14 protein-coding genes are annotated in these 13,549 nt (G+C 73.5%); 4 read left to right on the plus strand and 10 right to left on the minus strand.

Translation table 11 applies throughout. The features are described 5' to 3' along the window. Positions 1 to 7 precede the first annotated feature (7 nt). The 6 genes from CLT75_RS30655 to CLT75_RS30680 are packed head-to-tail and all read right to left on the minus strand — an operon-like array spanning position 8 to position 6,223. Positions 8 to 847 carry a glycosyltransferase gene (locus tag CLT75_RS30655; RefSeq protein ID WP_135243572.1) on the minus strand — a complete coding sequence of 280 codons (840 nt, stop codon included), beginning with the start codon at positions 845 to 847 and terminating at the stop codon, positions 8 to 10. Then, the gene (locus CLT75_RS30660) at positions 847 to 1,764 is read right to left on the minus strand and encodes a glycosyltransferase (RefSeq protein WP_135243573.1); all 918 of its coding nucleotides are present in this window, start codon (positions 1,762 to 1,764) and stop codon (positions 847 to 849) included. Before CLT75_RS30660 ends, CLT75_RS30655 begins: the two co-directional genes overlap by 1 nt. Continuing rightward, on the minus strand, positions 1,761 to 3,095 hold the full coding sequence (locus CLT75_RS30665) for a hypothetical protein (protein WP_135243574.1): 1,335 nt from the start codon (positions 3,093 to 3,095) through the stop codon (positions 1,761 to 1,763). The genes CLT75_RS30660 and CLT75_RS30665 overlap by 4 nt, the downstream gene beginning before the upstream one ends. Further along, positions 3,082 to 4,176 (minus strand): glycosyltransferase family 4 protein, encoded by a 1,095-nt coding sequence (locus tag CLT75_RS30670; RefSeq protein ID WP_135243575.1) that lies wholly within the window; start codon positions 4,174 to 4,176, stop codon positions 3,082 to 3,084. Before CLT75_RS30670 ends, CLT75_RS30665 begins: the two co-directional genes overlap by 14 nt. After that, a complete protein-coding gene (locus tag CLT75_RS30675) occupies positions 4,173 to 5,006 on the minus strand; it encodes a glycosyltransferase (RefSeq protein WP_486485379.1) in 834 nt (277 codons plus the stop codon). Before CLT75_RS30675 ends, CLT75_RS30670 begins: the two co-directional genes overlap by 4 nt. Positions 5,007 to 5,026: 20 nt before the next feature. Then, on the minus strand, positions 5,027 to 6,223 hold the full coding sequence (locus CLT75_RS30680) for a polysaccharide biosynthesis protein (RefSeq protein WP_486485309.1): 1,197 nt from the start codon (positions 6,221 to 6,223) through the stop codon (positions 5,027 to 5,029). A 174-nt stretch (positions 6,224 to 6,397) separates the two neighbouring features. On the opposite strand from CLT75_RS30680, the gene CLT75_RS30685 reads away from it, so the two are divergent. Then, the gene (locus CLT75_RS30685; RefSeq protein WP_135243578.1) at positions 6,398 to 7,135 is read left to right on the plus strand and encodes a YveK family protein; all 738 of its coding nucleotides are present in this window, start codon (positions 6,398 to 6,400) and stop codon (positions 7,133 to 7,135) included. On the opposite strand, the gene rfbC is transcribed toward CLT75_RS30685, so the two are convergent. Both rfbC and rfbA read right to left on the minus strand, forming a co-directional pair. Then, positions 7,081 to 7,689: a dTDP-4-dehydrorhamnose 3,5-epimerase gene (gene rfbC, locus CLT75_RS30690; protein WP_135243579.1), complete on the minus strand. Its 609-nt coding sequence runs from the start codon at positions 7,687 to 7,689 to the stop codon at positions 7,081 to 7,083. The genes CLT75_RS30685 and rfbC overlap by 55 nt on opposite strands. After that, positions 7,686 to 8,573, minus strand: coding sequence for a glucose-1-phosphate thymidylyltransferase RfbA (rfbA, locus tag CLT75_RS30695; protein WP_135243580.1), 888 nt, complete (start codon positions 8,571 to 8,573; stop codon positions 7,686 to 7,688). Before rfbA ends, rfbC begins: the two co-directional genes overlap by 4 nt. Before the next feature lie 86 nt (positions 8,574 to 8,659). Here rfbA and rfbB point away from each other — a divergent pair, with 86 nt between their 5' ends. Together rfbB and rfbD are read left to right on the plus strand one after the other, a co-directional pair. Continuing rightward, on the plus strand, positions 8,660 to 9,661 hold the full coding sequence (gene rfbB / locus CLT75_RS30700; RefSeq protein ID WP_135243581.1) for a dTDP-glucose 4,6-dehydratase: 1,002 nt from the start codon (positions 8,660 to 8,662) through the stop codon (positions 9,659 to 9,661). Then, a complete protein-coding gene (gene rfbD / locus CLT75_RS30705; RefSeq protein ID WP_135243582.1) occupies positions 9,658 to 10,524 on the plus strand; it encodes a dTDP-4-dehydrorhamnose reductase in 867 nt (288 codons plus the stop codon). The genes rfbB and rfbD overlap by 4 nt, the downstream gene beginning before the upstream one ends. On the opposite strand, the gene CLT75_RS30710 is transcribed toward rfbD, so the two are convergent. Together CLT75_RS30710 and CLT75_RS30715 are read right to left on the minus strand one after the other, a co-directional pair. After that, positions 10,521 to 11,975 (minus strand): sugar transferase, encoded by a 1,455-nt coding sequence (locus CLT75_RS30710; RefSeq protein ID WP_135243583.1) that lies wholly within the window; start codon positions 11,973 to 11,975, stop codon positions 10,521 to 10,523. The two genes, rfbD and CLT75_RS30710, sit on opposite strands and share 4 nt — an antisense overlap. 109 nt (positions 11,976 to 12,084) lie before the next feature. Beyond that, positions 12,085 to 13,152 carry an LCP family protein gene (locus CLT75_RS30715; protein ID WP_135243584.1) on the minus strand — a complete coding sequence of 356 codons (1,068 nt, stop codon included), beginning with the start codon at positions 13,150 to 13,152 and terminating at the stop codon, positions 12,085 to 12,087. 165 nt (positions 13,153 to 13,317) lie between these two features. On the opposite strand from CLT75_RS30715, the gene CLT75_RS30720 reads away from it, so the two are divergent. Next, entirely contained in the window at positions 13,318 to 13,536 is a 219-nt protein-coding gene (locus CLT75_RS30720) for a hypothetical protein (RefSeq protein WP_486485310.1), read from the plus strand. Positions 13,537 to 13,549 lie beyond the last annotated feature (13 nt).

Consider the following 13,549-nt stretch of genomic DNA (forward strand, 5'->3'; position numbering starts at 1 on the left):
GCTCCGATCACTCCCCGGCGCGGTCCGGAGTGGACGGATCCGACGGTACCGCCGTGCCGACCAGCCCGGCGGCCCGGCGGTGCCGGCGCGCCGGTCGCGGCAGGCCGACCAGGAACTCCGGGAACAGCCCGAAGAACGTGCGGGCGCTGCGCAGTTCCAGCGTGTGCGCGTGGGACCAGCGCACCGAGTTCGTCGCGCGGGCCCAGTGGTGGGTCCACCGCACGTCACCCAGCACCGCCACCGGCATCCCGTGCCGCCAGGCGCGCAGCCCCAGCTCGTGGTCCTCGTAGTAGAGGAAGAACCGCTCGTTCCACCCGCCCAGCTCGGTGACGTCGGCGGTCCGGCCGGCCACCGCCGCGCCCATCACCCAGGCGACGTGGCGCGTCTCGCCGGGCGCGGCCACCAGCCGGTACGAGGCGTGCAGGCGGGACAGCGGCCACACCTTCCGGTTGCCGAGTTTCGCCGTCGCGTACGGGAAGCCGCGTCCGTTGGCCTGCGGTGTGCCGTCGGTGCCGAGCAGTTGCGGCGCGACCAGTCCGCCGTGCGTGTCCAGGTGCCGGGCCAGCGCGTCCAGTCCGTCCGGGCGTACCTCCAGGTCCGGGTTGGCGAACAGCACGTACCGGCCGGTCGCCTGGCGCAGCGCGACGTTGTTGGCCCGGGAGAAGCCGACGTTCTCCGGCAGCCGGATCACCCGCGCGCCCAGTTCCTCGGCGACCGCCGCCGAGTCGTCGGCCGAGGCGTTGTCGACCACCAGCCACTCGTACGGCTTCGGGCCGCGCCAGCAGCGGCGCAGCGTGTCCGCCGAGTGGTAGGTGACTGTCACCACTGTCCACGGCTGTGCCGTCATCACGCCCTCCGAGCGGTCAGGTAGCCGAGCAGCGACGCGAACCCGAACCGCCGCCCGGTCCAGCGGCGGCGGGCCGCCGGCCCTTCGGCCAGCCCGCGTCCGACGCCGCGCAGGAACGGGCGCAGCAGGCCCTGCCGGACCCGCCGGGCGGCGAGCGCGAGGTGCGCGAGCGCCAGCACCGGCACCGCCACGAGCAGCAGCGGCCAGGTGAACGTGCGGGACGCGACCAGCAGCCGGTTGCGGGCCAGCAGGAACGCACGGAAGCCCTGCAACCGGGTGTCGCCGTCCACGCTGTGCCCGCCCGCGTGCGGCAGCACCACGTCCAGCCCGCGCGTGCGCAGCCCGGAGGCGTAGAGCCGGAACGCCAGGTCGGCGTCCTCGCCCCAGGCGAAAAGGTGCTCGTCGAAGCCGCCGAAGCGCCGGTACAGCGCGGCCGGGAAGACCGCCGCGCCGCCGGACGGGCCGAGCGGGGCACGGCCGGCGGTGGACCGCCTGTCGATGAACAGCGACACCGGGTTGAGGTCGATGCCCACGTACTCGCCGCCGTGCATGGCGAGGCCGACAGCGAGCGGGGCGTCCGGGTCGGCGGCGACGGCGGCGCAGATCCGGGCCAGCGCGTCGTCCGGCAGCCACACGTCCGGGTTCAGCAGCAGCAGGTGGCTCGTGGTGACCGTCGCCGCGCCCCGGTTGCAGCCGGCCGCGAAACCCGGGTTGGTGGAGTCGGGCAGGTACGCGTACCGGTCGGTGGGCAGGTTCCCGGCGATCACCTCGGCGCACCCGTCGGAGGGCCAGTTGTCCGCGAAGACGAACCGGACCGGCAGGTCGCCGGCGCTGCGTACCCAGGTCGGCAACGTCTCGGCGAGCATGCCGGCGGACCGGTAGAGGACGGTGACCACGGTGAGCCCGTCGAATGTCATGCCGTGCTCCTGCCCAGCCGGTGCAGCACCCAGAGGCCGGGCACGAGGCTCAGCCAGGTCGGATAGATCAGCGGATACAGCTCGTAGACGCCGAACAGCGCGAAGTAGACGACGAACGCCCGCGCCAGTTGCCCGGCCGGCGCGCGGGAGAACTCGAACCACCGCTCGGTCGCGCCCACCGCCAGCCCCAGCGCGGCCAGGAAGAACACCGCCCCCAGTGGGCCGTAGTCGAGCAGCGGGATGGCCACGAACGTCGCCGTGTTCATCAGGTACGGCTGGCTGAGCTGGGACGTCAGCCCGTACAGGTCCGCCTTGCCGACGATCGGCTCGACCCGGGAGCCGAGGAACGTCAGCGAGTACGTGCCGTACCGGGGTTCCAGGTGCTCCCGCTGCGACCACACCCGCCCGAACGTCTCGGTGGACGAACTCAGCGACAGGTCGAGCGATCCGGCGCTGCTGGTCAGCGCGTTGCTGCCGTAGCGGGCCCGGAACTCGGTCTCGAACGCGCCGGTGCCGGCCATGGTGCGCTGCCCGCCGAGGAACACCGCCGCGCCGAGCGCCACCGCGCCGATCAGCAGCACCACCGGTGTCCGCGCGGCCAGGAACGACGCGGCCCGTCCCCGGGTACGCCGGACCGACAGCGCCGCGATCAGCGCGGGCGCGATGCCCACCAGCACCGAGTTCTTGCTCGCGCCGAGCGCCGCGCCGACGGTGAAGACAGCCGTGAGCGCGTAGTACAGCGGCAGCGCCCGGCCCCGCGCGGACAACGCGCGCAGCAGCGAGACGGCCATGCCGAGCGTCCACGCCTCGGACAGCAGCCCGATGATCAGGTTCGACTGCTCGCGCAGCACCTGCCGGGCGGCGTCCGGGTTGTCGGCCAGCAGCGGCGGCACCGTCCCCCGGAACCGGATCGCCGCGGTCACCACCGCGATGCCGAGCAGCACGAACAGGTACGTCAGCAGGCGCCGCTCGGACGGCCAGGACAGCGCCGGCCGGGTGCGGTCGCCGTCCTCGTCCCGCCTGTCGATCAGCCGCCGGCCCACCGCCCAGGCCAGCAGGAAGACGGTGACGTAACCGGCGAGCACCGGCAGCACGCCGCGACCGGCCCACGAGTCGTACGGGCCGGGCAGCACCCGCACGGCGAGCAGCGCGGCGGTCCAGACGGCGGCGCAGGCGGCGAGCGCCCACATCCGCAGGCGCGCGGCGAACAGCGCGCCGACCGCCAGCGCGAGTGCGACGGCGATCCCGGTGTCGACCGTCGCCAGCAGCACTGCCGCGCCGAGCGCGAACGGGATCCCGACCGACCAGAGGCGCCGCTCAGCGGTTCTCACGGGCGACCGTCCGGTACAGGTCGTGCCAGGTGTCCACGCATCCGTCGAACGAGTGCCGGTCCGCGTACTGCCGGGCCAGCTCGCGCCGCCGCTCGTCCCACGCGGCCGGGTCGGTGGCCGTCCGCACGGCGGCGGCCAGCGCCTGCGGCGTCAGCTCCGCCCGGTACGCGAGCACGCCGTCACCGGCGGCTGTCACCTCGGTCAGGCCGCCCGCGCCGGAGTGCACCACCGGCACACCCAGAGACATCGCCTCCAGCGCGCTGCGCCCGAACGCCTCCACCCGGGACGGCACCAGCAGGCAGTGCAGCCGTTGCAGGAACGGCGCGGCGTCGACCCGGCCGACCAGGTGCAGGTTCGGCCGCTCCTCGACGGTGACGGTGCCCGCACCGGCGACCAGGAACTCCACGTCGGGCAGCGCCGCCGCGACGTCCGCGAGCAGGTCGGCGCCCTTCTCCCGTTCCAGCCGGCCGAGGAAGCCGACCCGCACCGGGCCGTCCGGTGCGAGGCCGCCGGTGTCGGCCACCTGCGGCCAGATGGCGGGCAGCGGGTTCGGGATCACCCGCACGTCGCGGATCCGCCCGCGTACCCGGAGCTCGTGGGCCTCGAAGCCGGAGACCGCGACCGTCGCGTGCGGCCGCAGCCGCCGGAACATCAGGTCGGTGCTGATGTTCGCCTGCACGGCGGCCTTCGCGCGCAGCGTCTCCGCCGTGTCGCGGTACTGCCAGAGGCTGTTGTGCAGCGTCACCACCAGCGGCGTGCGGCGGCCCCGCACGCCCAGGCCGGCGCGGGCGTGCATCGCGGCGGAGAGCAGGTGCGCGCTCACCACGTCCGGCCGCAGCTCCTCGACCAGGGCGCGGATGCCGCGCGCGTACCCCAGGTCCACCCGCTTGGCCGCGCCCAGCGGACGCCACGGCACGCCCGCGTCCCGCAACGCCGCCGCGACCTCGTCGTCAGGGGTCGCGGCGACCACGTCGACGCCGCGAGCCGCGAGCGCCGGCAGCATCTCGATCAGGAAGCGCTCGGCGCCGCCGAGCTGCCGCCGCCCCGACCCGCCGGTGGTGCAGACGAACAGCACCCTCATCGGACGCCCATGCCTTCCAGGGCGCCGCGGGCGATCGCCCGCCGCGCCGCCCCGCCGCCCACCGCCGCCCGGGCGAGCACCCCCAGCGTGTACGCGGAGCAGGCCACTGTGCCCCGCCACCCGGCCAGCTCACGGCTGGCCCGGATGAACTCGCGGGTCTGCCGGCGGGAGATCTCCTCGGCGGCCCACCGGCGCTTCGCGCTCGCGTCGTCCTCGTGGGTGACGACGGCGTCCGGCAGGTACGCCAGGCGCAGCCCGAGCCGGCGCACCGCCCAGCACAGCCGCAGGTCCTCGGAGTAGAAGAACGACGACTCGTCCACGCCGCCGATCCGGTCCAGCGTCTCGCGCCGGATCGCCACGAACGGCCCGGAGAGCCAGTCACCGCGCTCCGGCGGTGCCACGATCCGCAGCCTCGGGAACACCAGGCTGAGCCCGGTGGCGTGCGCGACGCCGGTGCCCACTGTGAGGAACCGGCCGGCGGCGGTCTGGTCCCGGCCGGTCGCGTCGAGCACCTTCGGGAACGCCGCGCCCACAGCCGGGTCGTCCAGCTCGGCGGCCAGCCGCTCGATCGCACCGGGCCGCACGAGGATGTCGTTGTTGGACAGCACCACCCGGGACCGGGTGGTGTGCCGGACGCCGAGGTTCATGCCCTTGGCGTAGCCGAGGTTCGTCTCCGAACGCACGTACCGGGCACCGGTCTCGGCGCACATCGCCCGCAGCCTGTCGCTGATCTCGGCGGCGCTGCCGTTGTCCACCACGACGGCTTCCACACCCTCGGGGAGCGAGCGGACGCAGCCGTCGGTGCGCTCGAAGTCTTCCCAGGTCAACACGACGATTGAGACGTCCACCGCTAGGCCATCCGATTGACGAGGAGGTGCGTGGACCGCTGGAGTCGCTGCCGGGTGCGCAACGCGTAGACGCCGTAGGCGACAGACGACGCGACCGCGGCGCCGAGCGCGCCGGCCCACGGGATGAGCAGAACGTACAGCACCACCGACACCGACATGGTGACCAGGGCCACTGCGGTGGTGGCCTGCTCCCCGGCGCGTTTGAGCAGCGCCGCGCTCCACGTCTTGCCGGCCGACAACGCCAGCGTCCCCGGCAGCAGGAGCAGCCCGAAGATCCAGGCGTCGTGGTAGTCGGGCGCCAGCACGCCGAGCACCGCCAGGCCGATCACGGCGAGCGCGGCGATCGGCAGCGCCGACTTGACCACGTCGCGGCCGTGGTCGCCGATCGCGTCCGGGTCGCGCTCGGCGAGGATCCGCTGCGCCCGTACCACAGCGCCGGACTGCGCGAACTCCAGCGCCGCCACCGCCAGCGCGAACACGCCGAGCGCGCCCGCGCCGGCGAACCGGGCCACCAGGACCTGGCTCAGCCGGTACGTCAGCATCTGCGCGCACACCCCGACGTGCAGCCGGCCCACCGCGAGCAGGTCGGCGCGATACTCCGTGCGCCCCGCTGTCGCCGCCGGCACCGGACCGAACCGCCGCGCCCAGCCCAGCACCGCCACCCCGAGCACCGTCGCGGTGGCGACCTGCACGCCCAGCCAGAGGACGCTCCACAGGCCACCGTCGAGCCGGTGCCCCAGCCACAGCAGCCCGTACCCGGCCACCAGCACCGCGCCGCCGAGCGCCCGCATGGTGTAGACGAACCAGAACCGCTTCAGGCGCAGGCCGAGCGAGGCAGCCGTGTTGAAGACGGTGAGCGCGCAGCCCGCGCCGATGCCGACCGGGTGGCTGCCCAGCCCGGCCAGCGTGGTCAGCAGCGCCGCCGCCAGCGCGGTGAGGCCGAGCGACACGGTGAGGATGCCGGCGATCCACAGGCGACCGCGCGACATGATCCAGCCGGCCGGGCGGGACAGCAGGAACGTGTCGACGGACAGGCCGCCGAGTGCCGCGCCCACGGTGGCGCTCACCATGTTCGCCGCGAGTTCGCCACGTTCGGCCGCCGGCAGCGTCACCGACACCAGCGCGGCGAGGCCGGTCAGGCCCAGGGCGACCAGATAGAGACGCTCGGGGGAGACGATCCGCCGGAGCCGGCCTAACACCCGGCGCCCAGGCGCCGGCGCCGGCCACGAGCCGGCCACGCGGAATCCACTCGCTCTTCCCCCGAGATGCGCGGATGTGTGCGGGCCTGTTCTACCCGACATGAGCGCCGCCGCGCAATGGACCCGGCGGGCGGGTACGCCCGTGGCCCCACGACGCCGGTAGGGTGACGCGTCGTGGACCTCGCCCACTTCCGCGACACGATCGGCAGGCGGTGGCCGATCGTGCTGGCGCTGACGCTGCTGTGCGGCGCGCTCACCGGGGTCCTCGCCGAACGCCGGCCGCCGGTCTACCGGGCCGAGACCCAGATGCTCGTCACGTTCGCCGCCGAGAAGTCGGCCGCACCCGCGCCCCGCCCGCCGGCCGACGAGGCGGGCCGGCTGATGCAGCGGCGGGTGAAGACGTACGCCACCATGATGAACACGCCCCGCCTGACCCGCCCGGTGATCGACTCGCTCGGACTGCCGTACACCACCGACGACCTGGCCGGCCGCGTCGTCGCCTCGTCCACCGTGGACTCGCTGGCGATCGACGTGGCGGTCACCGACCGATCCGCCGGCACGGCCGCCGCGATCGCCGCCGCGCTCGCCGCCGAACTGCAACGGATCGCCGAACGAGATCTGCCGCCCGCCGGGCTCGGGCTCAAGGCCCACGTCGCGGTGGTCCGGGCCGCCGCGCCGCCGCCGCGTCCGGAGCCGGTGCGGTGGCAGTGGTACGCCCTGGGCGGCGCGCTCGGCGGCCTGGCGCTCGGGGTCGGCATCGCGTTGGTGCTCGGCTATCGCCGGGCCGGCACTCCGGTGAGCGCGGACGTGCGGGCGCTCTGGGCGACGACGGTGCGCCGGGCGGCCGGGGCGCCGGGTCAGAGCGACGGCCGGGTGTCCAACGCTGCGGTGAAGGAGCGGCAGGCGTCGTAGCCGGGCAGCAGGCCCGCCGCACGCGCCTCGGCCAGGCGCGGTGCCGACGCGTCCCGCTCGGACAGCAGCGGCGTCGCCGCCGGCCAGTCGATCCCGAGGTCCGGATCGAGCGGGTGCACGGTGTGCTCGGCCGCCGGGTTGTACGTGGCGGAGCAGAGGTAGTTGAGCGTCGCGTCGTCGGTGAGCGCGCAAAACCCGTGCCCCAGCCCTTCGGCCAGGTAGACGGCCCGCCGGTCGGTGTCGTCGAGGCGTACCGCCTCCCACCGGCCGTACGTCGGCGAGCCGACCCGCACGTCCACCACCACGTCCAGCACCGCCCCGCGTACGCAGGTCACGTACTTGGCCTGGCCGGGCGGTACGTCGGCGAAGTGGATGCCGCGCACCACGTCCCGCGCCGAGACGGACAGGTTGCCCTGCGCCAGCCGCAGCGGATGCCCGACCGCCTCGGCGAGCCGGTCGAAGCGGTACCACTCCAGGAACAGGCCCCGCGGATCGCCGTGCAGGCGCGGGGTCACCTCCCAGGCGCCCTCGATGCCCAGCGGACGGATCTTCACGACGCGCCCCCCGTCCCGGACCGGTCGGCCAGCAGGCCCAGCAGGTAATCGCCGTAGCCGCTGCGGGTCAGCGGGTGGGCCAGCATCCGCAGCCGCTCGTCGTCGATCAGCCCGGACCGCCAGGCGACCTCCTCGACGCAGCCGATCTTCATGCCCTGGCGTTCCTCGATCACCCGGACGAACTCGGCGGCCTGCATCATCGACGTGAACGTGCCGGTGTCCAGCCATGCGGTGCCCCGGTCGAGCACCGTCACCGTCAGCTCGCCCCACGCCCGGTACGTCTCGTTGATCGCGGTGATCTCCAGCTCGCCCCGGGCACTCGGGGTCAGCTTGCGGGCGATGTCGACCACCCGGTTGTCGTAGAAGTAGAGGCCCGGCACCGCGTACCGGGACCGAGGGCGGGCCGGCTTCTCCTCGATCGACAGCACCCGGCCGGCGTCGTCGAACTCGACCACGCCGTAGTCCTGCGGGTTCGCCACCGGGTACGCGAAGACCCGCCCGCCGGCCGGTTCGCCGTGCTGCGCGAGCTGCCGTCCGAGCCCGACGCCGTGGAAGATGTTGTCGCCGAGGATCAGCGCCACCGACTCCTCGCCGACGAAGTCGGCGCCGAGCAGGAACGCCTGCGCGATGCCCTCCGGGCGGGGCTGCTCGGTGTACGACAGGCGCAGGCCCCACTGGCTGCCGTCGCCGAGCAGCCGCTCGAACTGGGCGCGGTCCTCCGGTGTGGTCACCACCAGGATCTCCCACACGCCGGCCATCACCAGAGTGGAGAGCGGGTAGTAGACCATCGGCTTGTCGAACACCGGCATCAGTTGCTTCGAGACGGCCCGGGTGATCGGCCAGAGCCGGGATCCGGTGCCACCGGCGAGAAGGATTCCGCGCACTCGCGGAGACTACCCGCGACGGCGCCGCCCTTGTGGCCCGTCGACGTCCCGCCGGGGCTGCCGCTACGGCGTAGACTCCACGACCCGTGAGGATCCTCGTCACCGGCGGCGCCGGCTTCATCGGGTCGGAGTACGTGCGGATGCTGCTGGGCGTGCCCGGCGGCGACGCGGCCGGGGTGCCGGTCGAGGGCCCGGCAACGCTGACCGTGCTGGACAAGCTCACCTACTCCGGCAACCTGGCGAACCTGGCGCCGGTACGCGACGACCCCCGGCTGCGCTTCGTCCGCGGTGACATCTGCGATCCGGCGCTTGTCGACGAGGTGGTGCCGGGCCACGACGTGATCGTCCACTTCGCCGCCGAGTCGCACGTGGACCGTTCGATCACCGGCGCGGCACCGTTCGTCACCACGAACGTGCTCGGCACCCAGACGATGCTGGACGCCGCGCTGCGGCACGGCGTCCGCCGGTTCGTGCACGTCTCCACCGACGAGGTGTACGGCTCGATCGACTCCGGCTCGTGGACGGAGGACTGGCCGCTGGCGCCGAACTCGCCGTACTCGGCGTCGAAGGCCGGGTCTGACCTGCTGGCGCTGTCCTACCACCGCACCCACGGCCTGGACGTCGTGGTGACCCGCTGCTCCAACAACTACGGGCCGTACCAGTTCCCGGAGAAGGTCGTCCCGCTGTTCGTGACCAACCTGCTCGACGGCGGCACCGTGCCGCTCTACGGCGACGGCGGCAACGTCCGGGACTGGCTGCACGTGCACGACCACTGCCGGGGCGTGGCGATGGTGCAGGAGAAGGGGCGGGCCGGCGAGGTCTACCACATCGGCGGCGGCACCGAGCTGACCAACCGGCAGCTCACCGAGCGGCTCCTGGCGGCGTGCGGGGCGAGCTGGGACCGGGTCGTGCCGGTCACCGACCGCAAGGGCCACGACCGCCGCTACTCGCTGGACATCAGCAAGATCAGCAGTGAGCTGGGGTACGCCCCGAGCATCGATCTCGACCGGGGCCTGGCCGAGACGGTCAGCTGGTACCGGGACAACCGGGCCTGGTGGGAGCCGCTGAAGACGGCCGGCCCCGAATGACCCGGATCCTGGTCACCGGCGCGGGCGGGATGCTCGGGCGGGACCTGCTCGCCGTGCTGCGGACCCGGCCGGACCTGTCGGTCACCGCCGCCGGCCGCGCCGACCTCGACGTCACCGACGCGCACGCGGTCCGGGACGCGGTGGGCGGCCACGACGTGGTGCTCAACGCCGCCGCGTGGACCGATGTGGACGGCGCCGAGACCCGCGAGCGGGACGCCACCGCCGTGAACGGCGACGCGGTCGCGGCGCTGGCAGGCGCCTGTGCCGTGTCCGGCGCGCGCCTCGTGCACGTCTCCACCGACTACGTGTTCGCCGGGGACGCCACCGAGCCGTACCCGGAGGACGCCCCGACGGGCCCGGTCAACGCGTACGGGCGCAGCAAGCTCGCCGGGGAACGGGCGGTGGCCCGGCTGCTGCCCGAGACCGGGTACGTGGTGCGCACCGCCTGGCTCTACGCCACCCACGGGCGCAACTTCGTCACCACCATGCTGCGGCTGGCAGCCGAACGCGACCGGCTCGACGTGGTGGACGACCAGCGGGGCCAGCCCACCTGGTCGTACCGGTTCGCGGAGCGTCTCGTGGCGCTCGCCGACGCGGCGCTCGCCGGCGACGCGGCACCCGGGACGTACCACGGCACCGCCGCCGGCGACACCACCTGGTACGGCCTGGCCCGCGCCGTCTTCGCCCTGCGTGGTCTCGACCCGGACCGGGTCCGGCCGACCACGAGCGACCGCTTCCCGCGGCCGGCGCCGCGCCCCCGCTACAGCGTGCTGGCGCACGGCCGGTGGGCCGCCGCGAAGCTGCCGCCGCCGGGCCACTGGCGGGCGGACCTGGCGCAGGCGCTGGCCGGCGACCGCGGCTAGCGGCCGCCGCCCCGGAAGACCTCGGTGACGGTACGCAGCACGATCTTGATGTCGAGCCAGAGCGACCAGTTCTCGACGTAGTAGTTGTCGAACCGCGCCCGGTCCGAGATCGGCGTGTCCCCGCGCAGCCCGCTGACCTGGGCCAGCCCGGTGAGCCCGACCGGTACGCGGTGCCGCATCGCGTACCTCGGGTATTCCATGGAGAACTTCTCCACGAAGTACGGCCGCTCCGGCCGGGGCCCCACCACGCTCATCTCGCCGCGCAGGATGTTCCACAGCTGCGGCAGCTCGTCGAGAGAGGTGCGCCGCATGAACCGCCCGATCGGGCCGACCCGCTCGTCGTGCGCGATCGACCAGGTGGTCTGCGACTCGTGCTCGTCGGCCGGGCGCATGGACCGGAACTTGATCACGTGGAACGGCTTGCCGTACCGGCCGATGCGCTCCTGACGGAAGAACACGCCCCGGCCGCCGTCGAGGAACGTGGCGGCGGCGCAGAGCAGCAGCAGCGGGCTCAGCAGCACCAGGGCGGTCACCGCGAACACCACGTCGGAGGCGCGCTTGAGCCGCCACCGGGGACCGGTGAGCGTGGTGTCGCCGATCTTGATGATCGGGATGGCGCCGATGTGGTCGGGGTAGCCGCCCTGCGACCGCGAGCCCCACAGGCGCGGCACCGCCCACAGGTCGCAGCGGGAACTGGCCGGACGCAGCAGCGCCTCCATCAGGTCGGCCTCGGAGCAGTCCGGGTCCGCGATGACCAGGACCTCGCACTCCAGCATGTCGGCGAGCTTCTCCAGGTCGTCGATCGTGCCGATGAGCGGCAACGCGCCGATCCGCGGCCGTGACGGGGCGTCGACGGCGCCGACGAACCGCAGCCCGTACTGCGGGTAGCGCCGCAGCAGCCGGGCCAGCTCGCCGCCGATCGGCCCGCCGCCGATGACTATCGCGTTGTGCTCCACCCACCGGCGCTTGCGGGCCAGCAGGATGAGCCGGCTGTTCAGCGCCCGCCCGACGATCACCAGGCCGGCGGAGAGCGCGACGCCGCGCATGAACCCGCTGACGTGCGGCACCGAGTCGTGCCGCAGCGCCGCGATGATGGCACCCACCGCGCCGGAGGCCAGCAGCCGGCCGCCGAGGCTCGGCAGTTCGTCCAGGATGCTGATGTGCCGGCGCGGCCGGTAGAGCCCGCCCGCGGCGAACAGGCCAACGGTGAGCGCGGCGTTGAACAACGTGCCACGCCAGTAGTCCTGGGTCAGCAGCAGCGGCGTGAGCAGCGCCGCGACGTCGATGGGCGCGGTCACCATCCAGGCCCGCAACCATCGGGTACGCGTCGATGCCCGCGACCCCGCGTACGGCAGCACCGTGGTCGTGTCCATGCCGCCGTCCATCGGCGTGTTCATGGCCACACCGGACGGCGGCGCGGACGGATGCTCGAACGCCGGCAGGCGTGGCATGGTCGATCCTCCCCCGTGACGCCGCCGGCCCGGATACAGAGACCGACGGCGATCGCAGGATACGAGCGACCCCGCCCCGCCGCCAGCACCGGCATGGCAGATCGACGTCCTACTTTCCGCTGATGGCGAGGATCTCGGGGACCGAGTCGCGGCGCACCGCGTCGAACAGCGTCTTCGAGCGCGCCGGATCGGGGAACACGACGCTCTCGCTGCCGACCCGACCGGTGCCCTTGACCGGGCAGGTGAAGAACGTCAGGTTGCCGCCGCGCAGGCCCCGCATCTCCATCGCGAGATCCACCAGCGACAGTGACTTGTCGACAGCCACCGAGTCGGACGTGGCACGGACGAACGAGTTCAGCTTGGCCGGGTTGGTCAGCACACCGCCCGAGGCGGCCTTGTCCAGGATCGCCTTGATCACCTGCTGCTGGTGCCGGATCCGCGCGAAGTCGCCGTCCGGGAAGGCGTGCCGCTCCCGCGCGTAGTCCAGCGCGGCGGCCCCGTCCATCGTCTGCCGGCCCTTCTCGAAGGTCCGCGTGCCGATCAGCGAGTACTTCGTGGTGAAGCCCTTCTCCACGTCGATCTCGACACCGCCGAGCGCGTCGATGATCTCCTTGAAGCCGGCGAAGTCGACCATCGCCACGTTGTCCACCCGTACGCCGCTGAACTTCTCCACCGTCTGCACCATCAGCGGCACACCGCCCCAGGCGTACGCGGCATTGATCTTCGCGTCGCGGCCGCCGCGGCCCTCCTTCGACTTCGGGACGGCCGTCCAGGTGTCGCGGGGGATCGAGATGAGCTGGGCGCTCGACCGGTCCTTCGGCAGGTGGGCCAGGATGATCGTGTCGCTGCGCGAGCCGCCGGTGCTCTCCGGGTCGCGGGAGTCGCTGCCCAGGATCATGATGTTCATCGCGCCCTTGGCCTCGACCTGCGGACGCGACTCCTCCGGGACGCCCTCGAAGGCGTCGACCCGCTCGATGGACTTGTCGACCGAGCGGTAGTAGAGGCCGCCGGCCAGGGCGGTGCCGCCGCTCAGCAGCACCACCACGAGCAGCACGATCAGGGCGATCCGCCGGCCCCGGCGGCGCCGGGGCGACTTCTCCTCCACCGGCCCGCCCGGCTCCACATCGGAGCCGTGCGCACGACTGTCGGAATCGGTGAGCTGGTGGCGATCTGACATGCCGCGATGCTACTGAGTCACGTCGTACCGTGTGGACCCGCGCCCGGACGGTGACGCCCCGGCGGCGCGGGGTCGCCGCGGCGAGGTGGCCGGTTCCGGGCCTTGCCGCCGGATGGCCGCCGGATCGATGATGGTGATGAATGCCACATCGGCCGAGGAGTCGAGATGCAGGTCATCCACCAACCGCGGGTGGCGTGGGACGCCGCCCGGGTGATCGGCGGGGCGATCCACGACGAGCAGCTGTTCGGCTGGCTCCGCGGCGAACTCGGCGCACTGATGGGCCCCGCGGCGGCGGTGGCCCTCGACGAGAGCCGGGACCGGGTCCGCTGGGCCGGCGACGCCCGGCTGCCGGTCGAGACCGGCGTGTGGCGCGTCCGCCTGTAGGACTCGCTGCGGC

This window comes from Micromonospora sp. CNZ285 (assembly GCF_004637285.1).

Coding starts and splice junctions, on each gene's coding strand:
- rfbD (WP_135243582.1), top strand. CDS start 9,658: ATGACCCGGATCCTGGTCACCGGCGCGGGCGGGATGCTCGGGCGGGAC.
- CLT75_RS30710 (WP_135243583.1), bottom strand. CDS start 11,975: ATGCCACGCCTGCCGGCGTTCGAGCATCCGTCCGCGCCGCCGTCCGGT.
- CLT75_RS30660 (WP_135243573.1), bottom strand. CDS start 1,764: ATGACATTCGACGGGCTCACCGTGGTCACCGTCCTCTACCGGTCCGCC.
- CLT75_RS30655 (WP_135243572.1), bottom strand. CDS start 847: ATGACGGCACAGCCGTGGACAGTGGTGACAGTCACCTACCACTCGGCG.
- CLT75_RS30670 (WP_135243575.1), bottom strand. CDS start 4,176: ATGAGGGTGCTGTTCGTCTGCACCACCGGCGGGTCGGGGCGGCGGCAG.
- CLT75_RS30715 (WP_135243584.1), bottom strand. CDS start 13,152: ATGTCAGATCGCCACCAGCTCACCGATTCCGACAGTCGTGCGCACGGC.
- CLT75_RS30720 (WP_486485310.1), top strand. CDS start 13,318: ATGCAGGTCATCCACCAACCGCGGGTGGCGTGGGACGCCGCCCGGGTG.